13 protein-coding genes are annotated in these 13799 nt (G+C 69.0%); 10 read left to right on the forward strand and 3 right to left on the reverse strand.

All coding sequences use genetic code 11. The features are described 5' to 3' along the window. Positions 1-173: 173 nt before the first annotated feature. Both B7D75_RS07150 and ykgO read left to right on the forward strand, forming a co-directional pair. The gene (locus B7D75_RS07150) at positions 174-437 is read left to right on the forward strand and encodes a type B 50S ribosomal protein L31 (RefSeq protein WP_012074719.1); all 264 of its coding nucleotides are present in this window, start codon (positions 174-176) and stop codon (positions 435-437) included. Then, positions 437-589 carry a type B 50S ribosomal protein L36 gene (ykgO, locus tag B7D75_RS07155; RefSeq protein ID WP_003092209.1) on the forward strand — a complete coding sequence of 51 codons (153 nt, stop codon included), beginning with the start codon at positions 437-439 and terminating at the stop codon, positions 587-589. Before B7D75_RS07150 ends, ykgO begins: the two co-directional genes overlap by 1 nt. A gap of 27 nt (positions 590-616) precedes the next feature. On the opposite strand, the gene B7D75_RS07160 is transcribed toward ykgO, so the two are convergent. Beyond that, a complete protein-coding gene (locus tag B7D75_RS07160) occupies positions 617-1402 on the reverse strand; it encodes a helix-turn-helix transcriptional regulator (RefSeq protein WP_003150111.1) in 786 nt (261 codons plus the stop codon). 127 nt (positions 1403-1529) lie between these two features. On the opposite strand from B7D75_RS07160, the gene B7D75_RS07165 reads away from it, so the two are divergent. The 3 genes from B7D75_RS07165 to B7D75_RS07175 all read left to right on the forward strand — a co-directional run bounded on the left by B7D75_RS07165 (position 1530) and on the right by B7D75_RS07175 (position 5030). Then, positions 1530-2345 (forward strand): carbon-nitrogen hydrolase family protein, encoded by an 816-nt coding sequence (locus B7D75_RS07165; protein ID WP_034080342.1) that lies wholly within the window; start codon positions 1530-1532, stop codon positions 2343-2345. A 199-nt stretch (positions 2346-2544) separates the two neighbouring features. Next, on the forward strand, positions 2545-3867 hold the full coding sequence (locus B7D75_RS07170) for an APC family permease (protein WP_012074722.1): 1323 nt from the start codon (positions 2545-2547) through the stop codon (positions 3865-3867). Positions 3868-3956: 89 nt separating this feature from the next. Further along, positions 3957-5030 carry a bifunctional transcriptional activator/DNA repair enzyme AdaA gene (locus B7D75_RS07175; RefSeq protein ID WP_034080345.1) on the forward strand — a complete coding sequence of 358 codons (1074 nt, stop codon included), beginning with the start codon at positions 3957-3959 and terminating at the stop codon, positions 5028-5030. Here the strand turns inward: B7D75_RS07175 and B7D75_RS07180 are convergent. Together B7D75_RS07180 and B7D75_RS07190 are read right to left on the reverse strand one after the other, a co-directional pair. Next, positions 5027-6439 carry an MFS transporter gene (locus B7D75_RS07180; protein WP_107113873.1) on the reverse strand — a complete coding sequence of 471 codons (1413 nt, stop codon included), beginning with the start codon at positions 6437-6439 and terminating at the stop codon, positions 5027-5029. The two genes, B7D75_RS07175 and B7D75_RS07180, sit on opposite strands and share 4 nt — an antisense overlap. Positions 6440-6654: 215 nt before the next feature. Next, a complete protein-coding gene (locus tag B7D75_RS07190; RefSeq protein WP_034080347.1) occupies positions 6655-7542 on the reverse strand; it encodes a LysR substrate-binding domain-containing protein in 888 nt (295 codons plus the stop codon). A gap of 112 nt (positions 7543-7654) precedes the next feature. On the opposite strand from B7D75_RS07190, the gene B7D75_RS07195 reads away from it, so the two are divergent. Genes B7D75_RS07195 through B7D75_RS07215 form a run of 5 tightly spaced genes read left to right on the forward strand, consistent with a single transcriptional unit; the run spans position 7655 to position 13763 of the window. Next, positions 7655-9382, forward strand: coding sequence for an acyl-CoA dehydrogenase family protein (locus B7D75_RS07195; protein WP_034080349.1), 1728 nt, complete (start codon positions 7655-7657; stop codon positions 9380-9382). Between the two features lie 39 nt (positions 9383-9421). Next, the gene (locus B7D75_RS07200; RefSeq protein ID WP_053813522.1) at positions 9422-10609 is read left to right on the forward strand and encodes a CaiB/BaiF CoA transferase family protein; all 1188 of its coding nucleotides are present in this window, start codon (positions 9422-9424) and stop codon (positions 10607-10609) included. A 52-nt stretch (positions 10610-10661) separates the two neighbouring features. Beyond that, positions 10662-11009, forward strand: a complete 348-nt coding sequence (locus B7D75_RS07205) for an enoyl-CoA hydratase-related protein (RefSeq protein ID WP_053813523.1) — start codon at positions 10662-10664, stop codon at positions 11007-11009. Continuing rightward, on the forward strand, positions 11006-12538 hold the full coding sequence (locus B7D75_RS07210; protein ID WP_043100915.1) for a 3-hydroxyacyl-CoA dehydrogenase: 1533 nt from the start codon (positions 11006-11008) through the stop codon (positions 12536-12538). The genes B7D75_RS07205 and B7D75_RS07210 overlap by 4 nt, the downstream gene beginning before the upstream one ends. Positions 12539-12560: 22 nt before the next feature. After that, positions 12561-13763, forward strand: coding sequence for a 3-oxoadipyl-CoA thiolase (locus B7D75_RS07215; protein ID WP_107113874.1), 1203 nt, complete (start codon positions 12561-12563; stop codon positions 13761-13763). Positions 13764-13799 lie beyond the last annotated feature (36 nt).

The raw sequence follows: 13799 nt of genomic DNA on the forward strand, positions 1-13799 counted from the left end.
CCCCGCGCTAACCAAGCGCTGATTATGGGAAACAAACGGGGATAGAAAGCAAGCTAATTATTGTGTCTGGATGATCGGTCGGCCGAATGGTCGAAGGAAACTTCCTACGGAGTTGCGAATTATTCTTATCGGAGTAATATGTAACTATATAACATTATCCAGGAGGCTATCCTATGAAACCCGGCATCCATCCCGATTACCGCCCGGTGCTGTTCCACGACACCTCGGCCGACGTGTTCTTCCTGATCGGCTCCACCGCGGAGACCGACAAGACCCACACCCACACCGACGGCAAGACCTATCCCTACGTGACCCTGGACGTTTCCAGCGCCTCGCACCCGGTCTACACCGGCGAACAGCGCAAGACCAAGAGCGAAGGTCGCGTGGCCGGGTTCAACAAGCGTTTCGCCGGTTTCGTCGGCGGCAAGGGGGCCTGATGAAAGTCCTCGCCTCGCTGAAACAGGCCAAGCTGCGCCACCGCGATTGCCAGGTGGTGAAGCGTCGCGGCCGGCTCTACGTGATCTGCAAGTCGAACCCGCGCTTCAAGTGCGTGCAGGGCCGGCCGAAGCCGAAGATCAAGCGCCGCTGAGCAGCGACGGGGCGGACCACCGTCCCGTCAGCCCTGGGCCTGGAGGAACAGGCCGAACAGCTCGGACTGCGACTTGATGCCGAGCTTGCCGTACATGTGCTTGCGATGGACCTTCACGGTTTCCGCCGAGATCGCCAGCTTGCGGGCGATCTCCTTGCTCGAGCAGCCGCTGAGCATCAGCCGGCCGACTTCCAGTTCGCGCGCGGTCAGTGGCGTACCCATCTGTTCCGCGACTTTCTCCAGCGAGCCCTGCCAGCCCGGCTCCGGCGGCGCCGGGCTGTTCAACACCTCGTCCTCGAAGGCCAGGCGCTGGCGCATCAGCCCGGCCACCCAGGGCCGCACCAGGCCGAGCACGGCGAGCTGTTCCGGCGTGAAGCGCTGCCGCGAGCCGAGCGACAGGCAGAGGGTGCGTTCGCCGGCCAGTTGCACGTTGACCTGGATCTCATCGGCCACCACGTTGAGGCGGAAGTAGCGCTGGTAGTAATCGGTCTGCTCGAAGCACTCCGGGGCCACGTCGGCCAGGCGGAACAGGCCGCTCCCCGGATTCTCGCGGCTGGCGATGTAGAACGGGTCGAGCAGGTAGAGACCGCGCAGGTAGTCCTGGAACAGCGGGTCCGGCCCGCCGTCGGCCCCCGGGCACTCGGCGAACACCTGGGGGCGGCCCTGGCTGAAAAGCAGGGCCACCCAGCTGTCGAAGGGCACATACTGGTCGAGCAGGCGCACCAGGCGGATCCAGAAGTCCGGTGCGTCCAGCGCTTCGACCAGTTGTCCGACGGAGCGGTGCCAGGCGATATCCTGCAAGGTGAAACTCATCATCTACCCCTGTTGGGTTAACCCTCGGACGTAATTATCGGCGCGGGGAACGCCAAGCATACTGTGCCGACCCCTGCATTCGAACAGCGCGCGTGCCGAACAGCGCCGAGAACAACAAGGAATTCCGATGAAAGTCGAACTCGTCCAGATCGCCGGTCGCGATGGCGACACCGCGCATAACCTGGAACGCGCCCTGGCGGCCATCGCCGGCTGCGCGGCGGACACCGAGCTGGTGGTGTTCCCGGAAACCCACCTGACCGGCTTCCCCAGCGAAGACAATATCGCCGCCCTCGCCGAGCCGCTCGACGGCCCGACGGTCCGCGCGGTGCAGCGCGCCGCCCGTGAACGCAACGTCTCGGTGGCGATCGGCATCGCCGAGGCGGATGCCGGCCGCTATTACAACACCACCGTGCTGATCGCTCCCGACGGCATCGCCCTGAAATACCGCAAGACCCACCTGTGGGCCTCCGACCGCGGCATCTTCACCCCCGGCGACCGCTACGCCACCACCCTGTGGAACGGCATCCGGGTCGGCCTGCTGGTGTGCTTCGACATCGAGTTCCCGGAAAGCGCGCGGGCCCTCGGCCAACTGGGCGCGGAGCTGATCATCGTGACCAACGGCAACATGGACCCCTACGGCCCGACCCACCGCACCGCGATCATGGCCCGCGCCATGGAGAACCAGGCCTACGCGGTGATGGTCAACCGCGTCGGGCATGGCGACGGCGGGCTGGTCTTCGCCGGCGGCAGCGCGGTGGTCGATCCCTACGGCCAGTTGCTCTGCGAGGCCGGGCGCGAAGAATGCCGGCAGATCGTCGAACTGGACCTCGGCCGGTTGCAGGGCGCGCGTCGGGACTACCGCTACCTGGAAGAACGGCGCCTGGTCCTGCCCGGCGAGCGCCGCGAGCACCCGGACGGCCTGCGCGAGCTGCTGATTCCCTGATTCACCACGGCGCGACAGGAGCGTCGCGTCGTCCTCCGTCCGCCGGCGAGCGGGCGAGGATCGGCCCGGAAAGCCGTAGCACAACGATGGGCGCCCGAGCGTCCGCCGGTCTCCCGGGTGAGGGGAGGCCCCTGCGCCCCGCGGCCTGGCCGGCTGCGGGCCACTGCCATAACAAACGATAATTCCGGAGTAAGCAGTAATGGCCAGACTCAAGCGCACCCTGTCGCTGGGTTCCGTGGTGCTGTTCGGCATCGCCTACATGACCCCCATCATTGTCCTCGGCACCTTCGGCATCCTCGCCGAGACCACCCAAGGGCACGTTCCCGCCGCCTACCTCGCCGCGTCGCTGGCGATGCTCTTCACCGCCCTCAGCTACGGACGGATGGCGGCCGCCTTCCCGGTCGCCGGCTCGGCCTACACCTATGTGCGCAAGGCGATCAGTCCCGCGCTCGGCTTCATCGCCGGCTGGGCGGTGCTGCTCGACTACCTGTTCCTGCCCATGGCGATCTGGCTGATCGGCGCCGCCTACCTGCACTCGGCGTTCCCCGCGGTGCCCAACGCGGTCTGGGTGCTGGCGTTCATCGGCGTGACCACGGCGATCAATATCGTCGGCCTGCGCCTGGCGAAGAACGTCAACGGCTTGCTGATGCTGGTGCAGTTCCTGGTGCTCGCCGCCTTCGTCGCGCTCTGCGTGCACTACGTGCTGGGCGATCCGGGCAAGCCGCTGTGGTCGCTGCAACCGTTGCTCGGCGGCGACCTGCAGGTGCCGCTGGTGATGGGCGGAGCGGCGATCGCCTGCTACTCGTTCCTCGGCTTCGACGCGGTCAGCACGCTGACCGAGGAAACCCGCGATCCGCGGCGCAACATCCCGCGCGCGATCCTGCTGATCACCCTGCTGGGCGGGTTGATCTTCATCGTCACCTCGTACTTCGTGCAGCTGGCGCACCCGTCGTTCGCCTTCGACAGCGCGGACTCGGCGGCCTACGAGATCGCCCGCAACATCGGTGGCGACCTGTTCGTCAGCTTCTTCCTGGTCGGGCTGATCGTCGGCCAGTTCACCTCCGGGCTGTCGGCCCAGGCCAGCGCTTCGCGCCTGCTGTTCGCCATGGGCCGCGACGGCGTGCTGCCGCGGCCGTTCTTCGGCCGCCTGGGCAAGCGCTTCGAGACGCCGGTGAACAGCATCGTCCTGTGCGGCGTGGTAGCCCTGCTGGCGTTGCAGATGGACGTGACCACCTCGACCTCGTTCATCAACTTCGGCGCCTTCCTCGCTTTCAGCCTGGTCAACCTGTCGGTGATCTTCCATTACTATCTCGGCGCCGAACGCCGCGGTGCGCGGGAAACCCTGTTGTTCCTGGTGTTCCCGGCGATCGGCCTGCTCGCCGACCTGTGGCTGATGGCCAGCCTCGATCATCTGGCGATCGTCCTCGGACTTTGCTGGTTGGCGCTGGGCGCCGTCTACCTGGCGGCGATCACCCGGGGCTTCCGCGAGCCGCCGCCGGAGATGAGCTTCGAGGAAGGCTGAGGTGGAATCGACGCCCGATTCGCGGCGGCAAGAGCCCGACTCCTGGCCTAGAGTGGCTATCCATCGCTTCCCAGGTTCCGGAGTCGGCCATGCATACCGCGCCGCTGTTCTCGCCCCTACCCGACGATGACACCCTGTACGCCGCGCTGCTGGCGCGCGATCCCGCCTACGACGGCTTCGCCTTCGTCGGGGTGAAGAGCACCGGGGTGTTCTGCCGCCTGACCTGCCCGGCACGCAAGCCCAGGCGCGAGAACACGCAGTTCTTCGATTCGATCAAGGGCTGCGTCGAGGCCGGTTTCCGGCCCTGCCTGCGCTGCCGGCCGCTGGAGCGGGTCGGCGCGCAGGAGCCGCTGGTCAGCGACCTGCTCCAGCGCCTCGGCCGGCAGCCGCAGCGGCGCTGGTTCGAAAATGACCTCGCGGCGCTGGGCTACGACCCGTCCACCGTCCGCCGCGCCTTCAAGCGCCAGTTCGGCGTGACCTTCCTGGAAATGGCTCGCCTGCGCCGCCTCGGCCAGGGCGCCGAGCGGCTGTCCTCGGGCGCGCGGGTGATCGACGCGCAACTGGATGCCAGCTTCGACTCGGACAGCGGCTTCCGTAGCGCCTTCGCCCGCCTGCTCGGCGAGCCGCCGTCGCAGTTGCGCGGACGCGAGTTGCTCAAGGCCGACTGGTTGCAGACGCCGCTTGGTGCCATGCTCGCGGTGGCCGACGCGCAGGCGCTGCATCTGCTGGAGTTCTTCGACCGCCCCGCCCTGGGGGGCGAGCTGAAGCGCCTGCAGGCGCGCAGCGGCTCGCGCATCGGCTTCGGTCGCTTCGCCCCGATCGACAGCATCGAGGTGGAGCTCGCCGACTACTTCGGCGGCATACGGACGCATTTCCGGACTCCTCTGGCGCTGCACGCCTCGGCTTTCACGCGGACGGTCTGGCAGGCCTTGCGCGAAGTGCCATGCGGGACCACCCGGAGCTATGCCGGGCTGGCCCGCTCGATCGGCTCGCCGTCGGCGGTGCGCGCCGTAGCCCGGGCCAACGGCGCCAACCAGATCGCCATCGTGATTCCCTGCCACCGGGTGATCGGCGCGGACGGTTCCCTGACCGGCTACGGTGGCGGCCTGTGGCGCAAGCGCTGGTTGCTCGAGCATGAGCGGCGGATGGCAGGCGAACCCTAGCCGGGGTTGCCGCCGAGCAACCGGGCCGGCGTGCGCAGCGCCGCTTCGCGGCCGGGAGTCACGGGGCGGTGCGGCAGCTCCTCGGCGTCGGCGCGTTCGGCGGTTGACAGCTCGCTGGCGTGGAAGCCGGTGATCCGCAGCAGGGCCAGGGTGCAGGCCAGCGAGACCAGCGCATAGCAGGCCGAGGCCAGGGCCACGCCGAGGATGCTGCCGGTGCCGTTGAGGATCCACTGGGCCAGCACCGGCGTGCCGCCGCCGACCAGCAGCGAGCAGAGCTGGTAGGCCAGCGACAGGCCGGTGTAGCGCACCCGCGCCGGGAAGGCGCGGGCAAGGATGCCGCCCACCGCGCCGTAGAACATCGCGTGCGGCACCGTGGCCAGGCACATGCCGACGGCGGCGATCCAGTAGATCCTGGTTTCCACGGCGAAGAACATCGCCGGCATCAGGATGAACTCCGGCAGCACCATCAGGCACACCGCCTTGCGCATGTCGATACGCGAGGTGAGCAGCGCGCCGAGGGGTTGGCTGACGAACTGCACCACCAGGGCGATGACGATGATGCCGAGGAAGGCGCCCTGGCTGTAGCCGAGGGTCTTGGTCGCCCAGGACAGGGCGAAGGTGCTCTTGAAGTAGGTGACATGGATGATCGGCAGCACGCCGGCGCCGAGCAGGACGATCTTCCAGTGCCTGCCCAGCACCTCGGCGAGCGGCAGCTTCACCGTGCGCTTCTGCGCCAGCACGCGTTTCATGTCTTCCGACTCCTCCAGCTTCAGGCGGATCAGCATGCCGACGATGACCAGCGCCGCCGAGAGCAGGAACGGCGCGCGCCAGCCCCAGAGCAGGAAGTCCGGGGCGGGCAGGGCGCTGAGGGCGAAGAACACCAGGGTCGCCAGGAGGTTGCCGGTGGGCGAGCCCTGCTGGGCGAAGGCGGCGTAGAGGATGCCCTTGCCCCTGGGCGCGCTTTCGCTGGCGATCAGGATGGCGCCACCCCATTCGCCGCCGACCGCGATGCCCTGGACGATACGCAGCGCCACCAGGGAGATCGGCGCCCAGACGCCGATCTGCGCATAGACCGGCAGCAGGCCGATGCAGGTGGTGGCGATGCCCATCATGACCAGGGTGACCACCAGGGTTGTCTTGCGCCCGATGCGGTCGCCGAGGTGGCCGAAGATGATCCCGCCGAGCGGGCGAGCGATGAAGCCCGACCAGAGGGTGACGAAGGACAGCAGGGTGGCCAGGCCGGGGTCCATGTCGGCGGGGAAGAACACCTTGCCGAACACCAGGGCGGCGGCCAGGCCGTAGATGTAGAAGTCGTACCATTCGATGGTGGTGCCGATGAACGAGGCGATACCGGCCCTGCGGGCCTTGGTGTGCAGGGCGGCGTCTTCGGGACGGGGCGTACGCGGCATGGGTCGAGTCCTGTTTATTGTTGTTCTCGCCGACACGCCGCTCCCTGCCGCCCCTCGGAAGGGGCGGGGCGGAAACGTCGGTTTCCGTCGTCGGGGAAGGTGTCGGTGTTGACCCGGGTGCCTCGGAGTCTAGGTGGCGCCCCCGCGAATCAATAGTCTTTTAATCTTATGGCTCGATAAGGGATTCCATATCGACGTTTTCCGTCAGCGCTCGCTCAGGCATCGTCCAGGCCGTTCTTCAGCGTCGCCAGGAACGCCTGCGCCGCCCGGGAGGGTTCGCTGGCCGGAAGGATCGCGTGGATCTCCGAGCGCGCGCCGGCCGGCTCGATCTCCAGGTAGCGCACCTCGTTCCTCCAGGCCAGGCAGAGGGTCTCCGGGATCAGCGCGACGCCCATGCCGAGACCGACCATGGCGGCGACGGTCTGCCACAGGCGCGCCTCGTGGCGGATGCGCGGGCTGAAGCCGGCGTCCACGCAACGGGCGATGATCAGGTCGTGGTAGTGCGGGGAGACGTGGCGCGGGAAGAGGATGAAGTCTTCGTCGCGCAGCTCGGCGAGGTCCAGGCGCGCCTGGCCTGCCAGGCGGTGTCCGGCGGGCAGGCAGCAGAGGAACGGGTCGCTGATCAAGGGTTCGGAGACGATTTCCGCCGGCAGCCTGCCCCAGTGCACGAAGCCCAGGTCGATCTGCCCGCGCAGCAAGGCCTGGGCCTGTTCCGCGCTGTTCATTTCGCCGAGCACCACCTCCATGTTCGGATGCTCCCGTTCGAAGCGGGACATGGCCCTGGGCAGGCCGCGGTAGAGCATGGAGTTGACGAAGCCGACGCGCAGTTGGCCGACGTCGCCCTCGGCGGACAGCTGGGTCAGGCGTTTCACCTTCTCTGCCTGCAGCAGCAGGTTGCGTGCCTCCACCAGCAGGACCTGGCCGGCACCGGTGAGCTTCACCGACTTGTTGTTGCGCAGCAGCAGTTGGATGCCCAGCTGTTCTTCCAGCTTCTTGATATCGAAGCTCAGCGCCGGCTGGGAGATGAACAGGCGCGCGGCGGCGCGGCCGAAATGCAGCTCTTCGGCGACGGCGATGAAATAGCGAAGCTGTCTGAGATCCATGGCAGGCACCGGTTCTACGATCTGTTTTTCTTATCGTGGAGGATTTTTTTTGTATTGGCCGCTTATCGAAGCACTCCCCTAGTCTCGGCGCAAGACCAGCAGGAGCCGCGCCATGACCGCCATGCCCGAAGTACTCGCCGAAGACACCCTGAACATCCCCGACAGCCGCGGGCTGAATCTCTACACTTGCGATCCCGCCCTGGAGCGGCTGCTGGAGGTGTACCTGCCGCCGGCCCTGCTCGCCGAATGGCGGCCGGTCTTCGAGCGCCTCGGCGCCCGCGCCGGCGGCGAGCTCGACGTGCTGGCGCTGGCGGCGGACAAGAACCCGCCAGTGTTGGCACCGCGTACCCGGCGTGGCGAGGACCGGCAGAGCGTCCGCAAGCATCCGGACTACATCGCTCTCGAGCGGATCGCCTATGCCGAACTCGGCCTCGCCGCCATGAGCCATCGCCCGGACGGTCCGCCGCCGCTGGTGAAATACACGCTCACCCACCTGTTCGTGCAGGCCGAGTTCGGCCTCTGCTGCCCGGTCAGCATGACCGACTCGCTGACCCGTACCCTGCGCCGGTTCGGCGCCCCGGAACTGGTCGAACGCTACCTGCCGTCCCTGGCCTCGCGGGATTTCGACGAGCTGTTCCAGGGCGCCATGTTCATGACCGAGCAGGCCGCCGGCTCCGACGTGGCGCGAACCCGTACCGTGGCGCGGGAGGAGGGCGGCGAGTGGAAGCTGTATGGCGACAAGTGGTTCTGCTCCAACCCGGACGCCGACCTGGCGATGGTCCTCGCACGCCCCGAGGGCGCGCCGGAAGGCATGAAGGGCGTGACCCTGTTCCTCCTGCCGAAGCTTCGCGAGGACGGTTCGCGCAACGCCTACCGCATCGTCCGCCTGAAGGACAAGCTGGGCAGCCGCTCCATGGCTAGCGGCGAGGTCCGCCTGGAAGGCGCCAGCGCCTACCTGATCGGCGAGATCGGCCGCGGCTTCCAGCAGATGGCCGACATGGTCAACATGTCGCGCCTGTCCAATGGCGTGCGCGCCGCCGGCCTGATGCGCCGGGCGCTGAACGAGGCGCTGTTCGTCGCCCGCCACCGCCGCGCCTTCGGCAGGTATCTGGTGGAGATGCCGCTGATGCAGAAGCAATTGCTCAAGCTGATGCTGCCCACCGAGCAGGCGCGCTCGATGTTCATGCAGATCGCCACCCTGTTGCCGCGCGCCGACGGCGGCGACGGCGAGGCGCAGAAGTGCGTGCGCATCCTCACCCCGCTGATCAAGTTCCGCGCCTGTCGCGATGCGCGGCGGGTCACCGGGGACGCCATGGAAGTGCGCGGCGGGGTCGGCTACATCGAGGAGTGGAGCGACGCGCGGCTGGTGCGCGACGCCCACCTCGGCTCGATCTGGGAAGGTACCAGCAACATCGTGGCGCTGGACATCGCCCGCGCGGTCAGCCGTGAACAGGCGCTGGAACCCTTGCGCCGCCACCTGCGCGGCCTGCTCGACGCCAGCGGGTTGCCAAAGGCCGCCCGCGACCTGTTCGACGGCCTGCTCGAGCGCGTCGTCGAGACCATGGCCGGGGTCGCCGCGCAGCGCCTGGACGAACAGGTGCGCCAGGCCGGCAGCGCCCTCTACCACCTGTGCACGGCGATCTTCATGGCCTGGGAGGCCAGCCGCCAGGCGCCCGACCAGCGTCGCCTGGCCCTGGCCCTGCTGGTCGCCCGGCACAGGCTGCTGCCGCGCGACCCGCTGCGCCTGGAGGATTGGTCCAGCCAGGCCGAACTGCTGGGCAGGCTGGTCGGCGAAACGCCGTTGAGCCAGGCCGAGGCCATGCAACTGCTGCCGGCCTGACTGCCGGCAATCCCCGCCCATAACAACCAGAGAGTCGTCATGACCAACCCCGTCGGCGCCCTGCGTGGCCTGAAAATCATCGATCTCAGCCGGGTCCTGGGTGGACCCTACTGTTCCCAGGCGCTGGCCGACCACGGCGCCGAAGTGATCAAGCTGGAACCCCTGGGCGGCGACGAGACCCGCGCTTGGGGGCCGCCCTTCGAGGGCGGCATGGCGTCCTACTTCAAGGGCGTGAACCGCAACAAGAAGGGCATCGCCGTCGACCTGGCGCAGCCGCAGGGCATCGAACTGCTGCTACGACTGCTGGAGGACGCCGACGTGCTGCTGGAGAACTTCAAGCCCGGGACCCTGGCGCGCTGGGGTTTGGGTTACCAGGAGGTGTTGCGCGAGCGTTTCCCGCGGCTGATCCATTGCGCGGTGTCCGGCTTCGGCGCCGACGGCCCGCTCGGCGGGCTGCCCGGCTACGACGCGGCGATCCAGGCGATGGCCGGACTGATGAGCGTGAACGGCGAGGCCGGCGGCGACGCCCTGCGCATCGGTCTGCCGATCGTCGACATGGTCAGCGGGCTGAACGCCGTGGCCGGCATCCTCCTCGCCCTCCACGAGCGCCAGGCGAGCGGGCGCGGGCAGTCGGTGGACATCGCCCTGTACGACTGCGGCCTGTCCCTGCTGCACCCACACCTGCCGAACTACTTCGCCTCGGGCCGCGCGCCCCGGCGCACCGGCAACGCCCACCCGAACATCGCGCCCTACGACAGCTACCGTAGCGGCACCGAGCCGATCTTCCTGGCGGTCGGCAACGACCGCCAGTTCGCCCGCCTGTGCGAATACCTGGGCGCCGAGGAGTTGCCGACCGACCCGCGCTTCGCCGACAACGGCAAGCGTTCGGTGAACCGCGAGGCGTTGAAGCGGGCGTTGGAGGAGCGCCTCGCGGCCCATGACGGGCGCGAGCTGGCCGAACGGCTGATCCGCCTCGGCGTGCCCTGTGGCGCCATCGCCACGGTGGAGCGGGTGGTGGAGCACCCGCACACCCGGCATCGCGGCATGCTGGTGGAACTCGATGGCTACCGTGGCATCGCCTCGCCGGTGAAGCTTTCGCGCACACCCGCCAGTTATCGCAGCGCGCCGCCGGCGCTCGGCGAGAACAGTCGGGAGATCCTCGGCGGACTGGGGCTGTCCGCCGAGGTCATCGACTCGCTGATCCAGCGCGGCATCGTCCGCGGCTGAGTCGCCCGCCAGGGCGCCGCGCAATCCATTACCCGAGCAATTGGAGATCGCCATGGATTCCTTCCAGGGGGACGCGTGCCCCGAACTCGTGCTGCTGGAGCGGCCGGAGCAGGGCGTGGCCCTGTTGCGGCTGAACCGTCCGGCGCGGCTCAACGCCCTCAACATGCGCCTGCGCGAGACGCTGGCCGCGCATGTCGAGCGTCTCGACGCCTGCGCCGAAACCCGGGTCGTGGTACTCACCGGAACCGCCACGGTGTTCGCCGCCGGCGCCGACCTGCCGCTGGAGCAGGCCCTGGCGCTGGAGCGCAAGGCCTTCCAGCTGCTGTTCGACAGCCACGACCAGAAGGAAGGCATGCGCGCCTTCCTGGAAAAGCGCACCGCGGAGTACCTGGGAAAATGAACGAACAACCGCTAACCCGTATCGGCATCGTCGGCACCGGCGCCATGGGCCAGGGCATCGCCCAGCTCGCCGCCTGCGCCGGCCTCTCGGTGCTGCTCTTCGACAGCCGCCAGGGCGCGGCGGCGCAAGCGCGCGACGCTATCGCCCGAACGCTTGCCAGGCAGGTGGAAAAAGGCCGGCTGACCCAGGAAGCGAGCGCGCGCGCCCTGAACAACCTGCGGGTGGTCGAGGACCTGCGGATCCTCTGCGCCTGCCAACTGGTGGTCGAGGCGATCATCGAGGACCTGGGCGCCAAGCAGGCGCTGTTCCGCCAGTTGGAAGAGGTGCTCGACGACGAGGCGATCCTCGCCAGCAACACCTCGTCGCTGTCGATCACCGCCATCGCCTCGGCCTGCCGCGATCCCGGACGGGTCGCCGGCCTGCATTTCTTCAACCCGGTGCCGCTGATGCGCCTGGTCGAGGTGATCGACGGCCTCGCCACCCGCGCCGGGGTCGCCGAGCGGCTGTGCGCGCTGGTGGCGACCCTGGGTCACCAGGCGGTGCGCGCCAGCGATAGCCCCGGCTTCATCGTCAACCATGCCGGAAGGGCCTTCGGCACCGAGGCGCTGCGCATGCTCGGCGAAAACGTGGCGCCCGTGGCGGCGATCGACGAAGTCCTGCGTGAGGGCGCCGGGTTCCGCATGGGGCCGTTCGAGCTGTTCGACCTGGTCGGTCTCGACGTCAGCCTGCCGGTGATGGAGTCGATCTACCGGCAGTACTACGAGGAGCCGCGCTACCGCCCGCATCCGGTGTTGCGCCAGATGCTCGCCGCCGGCCGCCTGGGCCGCAAGAGCGGACGTGGCTTCCATTGCCATGCCGGAACAGCGCCGCCGCCTGCCGTCGCGCCGGCCGTCGCCGGCGGGGCTGCGTTGCCGCCGGTATGGCTGGGGGTCGATGACGAGGACGACCGCGCGCCGCTGCTGGCGCTGTTGCAGCGCCTGGGCGCCGAGGTGGAGAACGGCGAGCGTCCCTCCGCCGCCGCACTCTGCCTGCTCGCGCCGCTCGGCGATGACACCAGTACCGCGGCGCGCCGCTTCGAGGTCGATCCGACGCGCAGCCTGGCCATCGATGTGCTGTCGGACCTGGAGCGGCGCCGTTGCCTGATGCTCAACCCGGTCACCCGGCCCGACCTGCGGGACGCCGCCCACGCCCTGTTCGCCTGGGACGGCGCGGGGGTGACGGTGATCCGCGACAGCGCCGGCTTCATCGTCCAGCGCAGCCTGGCGGCGATCGTCAACCTGGCCTGCGACATCGCCCAGCAGGGCATCGCTTCGGTGGAGCACATCGACCTGGCGGTGCGTCTCGGCCTCGGCTATCCGCTGGGACCGCTGGAGTGGGGCGATCGCCTCGGTGCCGGGCGCGTGCTGCGCATCCTCGAGCGTCTCCACGCACTCAGCGGCGACCCGCGCTATCGGCCCAGCCCCTGGCTGCGCCGGCGCGCCGAGCTGGGCCTTTCCCTGCGCCAGCCGGACAGCCCGTTGGCCGCCTGACCCCTTCGTGGAGCGACACACCATGCTCGATGCCTATATCTATGCCGGCCTGCGCACGCCCTTCGGCCGGCACGCCGGGGCGCTCGCCTCGGTGCGTCCGGACGACCTGGCCGGCGCGTTGCTGGCGCGCCTGGCGGAAACCTGTGGGTTCGCCGTCGACGACCTGGAGGATGTGATCCTCGGCTGCACCAACCAGGCCGGCGAGGACAGCCGCAACCTGGCGCGCAACGCGCTGCTCGCCGCCGGCCTGCCGGCGCGCCTGCCCGGGCAGACGATCAACCGGCTGTGCGCCAGCGGGCTGTCGGCGGTGATCGACGCGGCACGCGCGATCAGTTGCGGCGAAGGCCGGCTGTACCTGGCCGGTGGTGCCGAAAGCATGTCCCGCGCGCCCTTCGTCATGGGCAAGGCGGAAAGCGCCTTCAGCCGCGCGCTGAACGTCTTCGACAGCACCATCGGCGCGCGTTTCGCCAACCCCCGGCTGGTCGAGCGCCATGGCAACGACAGCATGCCGGAGACCGGCGACAACGTGGCGCGCGCCTTCGGCATCGAACGCGAGGAGGCCGACCGTTTCGCTGCCGGCTCGCAGGCACGCTACCAGGCGGCGCTGGCATCCGGTTTCTTCGCCGGGGAGATTCTTCCCGTGGCGGTGCGCGGCGCAAGCCGGGACCAGACGCTGTGGGTCGAGCACGACGAGCATCCGCGCCCGCGGGTCGACCTGGCCGCCCTGGCGCGCTTGCCGCCCCTGTTCGCCGACGGCGTGGTCACCGCCGGCAACGCCACCGGGATCAACGATGGCGCGGCGGTGCTGCTGCTGGGCGACCGCGCCATCGGCGAACGCGAGGGCGTTGCCCCGCTGGCGCGAATCCTCGCTTCCGCCAGCGTCGGAGTCGAGCCACGGCTGATGGGCATCGGCCCGCACCTGGCGATCCTCCGCGCGTTGCAGCGCGCCGGCATCGGCCTCGACGAGGTCGGCCTGATCGAGATCAACGAGGCCTTCGCGCCGCAGGTCCTGGCCTGCCTGAAGCTGCTCGGCCTGGACTACGACGACCCACGGGTCAATCCCCATGGCGGCGCCATCGCCCTCGGCCACCCGCTCGGCGCCTCCGGCGCGCACCTGGCGCTCACCGCCGCGCGTGGCCTGCAGCGCCTGGAGCGGCGCTACGCGGTGGTCAGTCTGTGCGTCGGGGTCGGCCAGGGGGTGGCCATGGTGCTCGAGCGTTGCTGATGTCTACCTGAAAAAGAGGCGCCCAGGCGCCCGTTC

Origin of the sequence: Pseudomonas paraeruginosa, assembly GCF_003025345.2 — a bacterium.
GTDB lineage: Bacteria > Pseudomonadota > Gammaproteobacteria > Pseudomonadales > Pseudomonadaceae > Pseudomonas > Pseudomonas paraeruginosa.

Coding starts and splice junctions, on each gene's coding strand:
- B7D75_RS07205 (WP_053813523.1), top strand. CDS start 10,662: ATGGATTCCTTCCAGGGGGACGCGTGCCCCGAACTCGTGCTGCTGGAG.
- B7D75_RS07150 (WP_012074719.1), top strand. CDS start 174: ATGAAACCCGGCATCCATCCCGATTACCGCCCGGTGCTGTTCCACGAC.
- B7D75_RS07170 (WP_012074722.1), top strand. CDS start 2,545: ATGGCCAGACTCAAGCGCACCCTGTCGCTGGGTTCCGTGGTGCTGTTC.
- ykgO (WP_003092209.1), top strand. CDS start 437: ATGAAAGTCCTCGCCTCGCTGAAACAGGCCAAGCTGCGCCACCGCGAT.
- B7D75_RS07195 (WP_034080349.1), top strand. CDS start 7,655: ATGACCGCCATGCCCGAAGTACTCGCCGAAGACACCCTGAACATCCCC.
- B7D75_RS07180 (WP_107113873.1), bottom strand. CDS start 6,439: ATGCCGCGTACGCCCCGTCCCGAAGACGCCGCCCTGCACACCAAGGCC.
- B7D75_RS07175 (WP_034080345.1), top strand. CDS start 3,957: ATGCATACCGCGCCGCTGTTCTCGCCCCTACCCGACGATGACACCCTG.
- B7D75_RS07160 (WP_003150111.1), bottom strand. CDS start 1,402: ATGAGTTTCACCTTGCAGGATATCGCCTGGCACCGCTCCGTCGGACAA.
- B7D75_RS07210 (WP_043100915.1), top strand. CDS start 11,006: ATGAACGAACAACCGCTAACCCGTATCGGCATCGTCGGCACCGGCGCC.
- B7D75_RS07190 (WP_034080347.1), bottom strand. CDS start 7,542: ATGGATCTCAGACAGCTTCGCTATTTCATCGCCGTCGCCGAAGAGCTG.
- B7D75_RS07200 (WP_053813522.1), top strand. CDS start 9,422: ATGACCAACCCCGTCGGCGCCCTGCGTGGCCTGAAAATCATCGATCTC.
- B7D75_RS07215 (WP_107113874.1), top strand. CDS start 12,561: ATGCTCGATGCCTATATCTATGCCGGCCTGCGCACGCCCTTCGGCCGG.
- B7D75_RS07165 (WP_034080342.1), top strand. CDS start 1,530: ATGAAAGTCGAACTCGTCCAGATCGCCGGTCGCGATGGCGACACCGCG.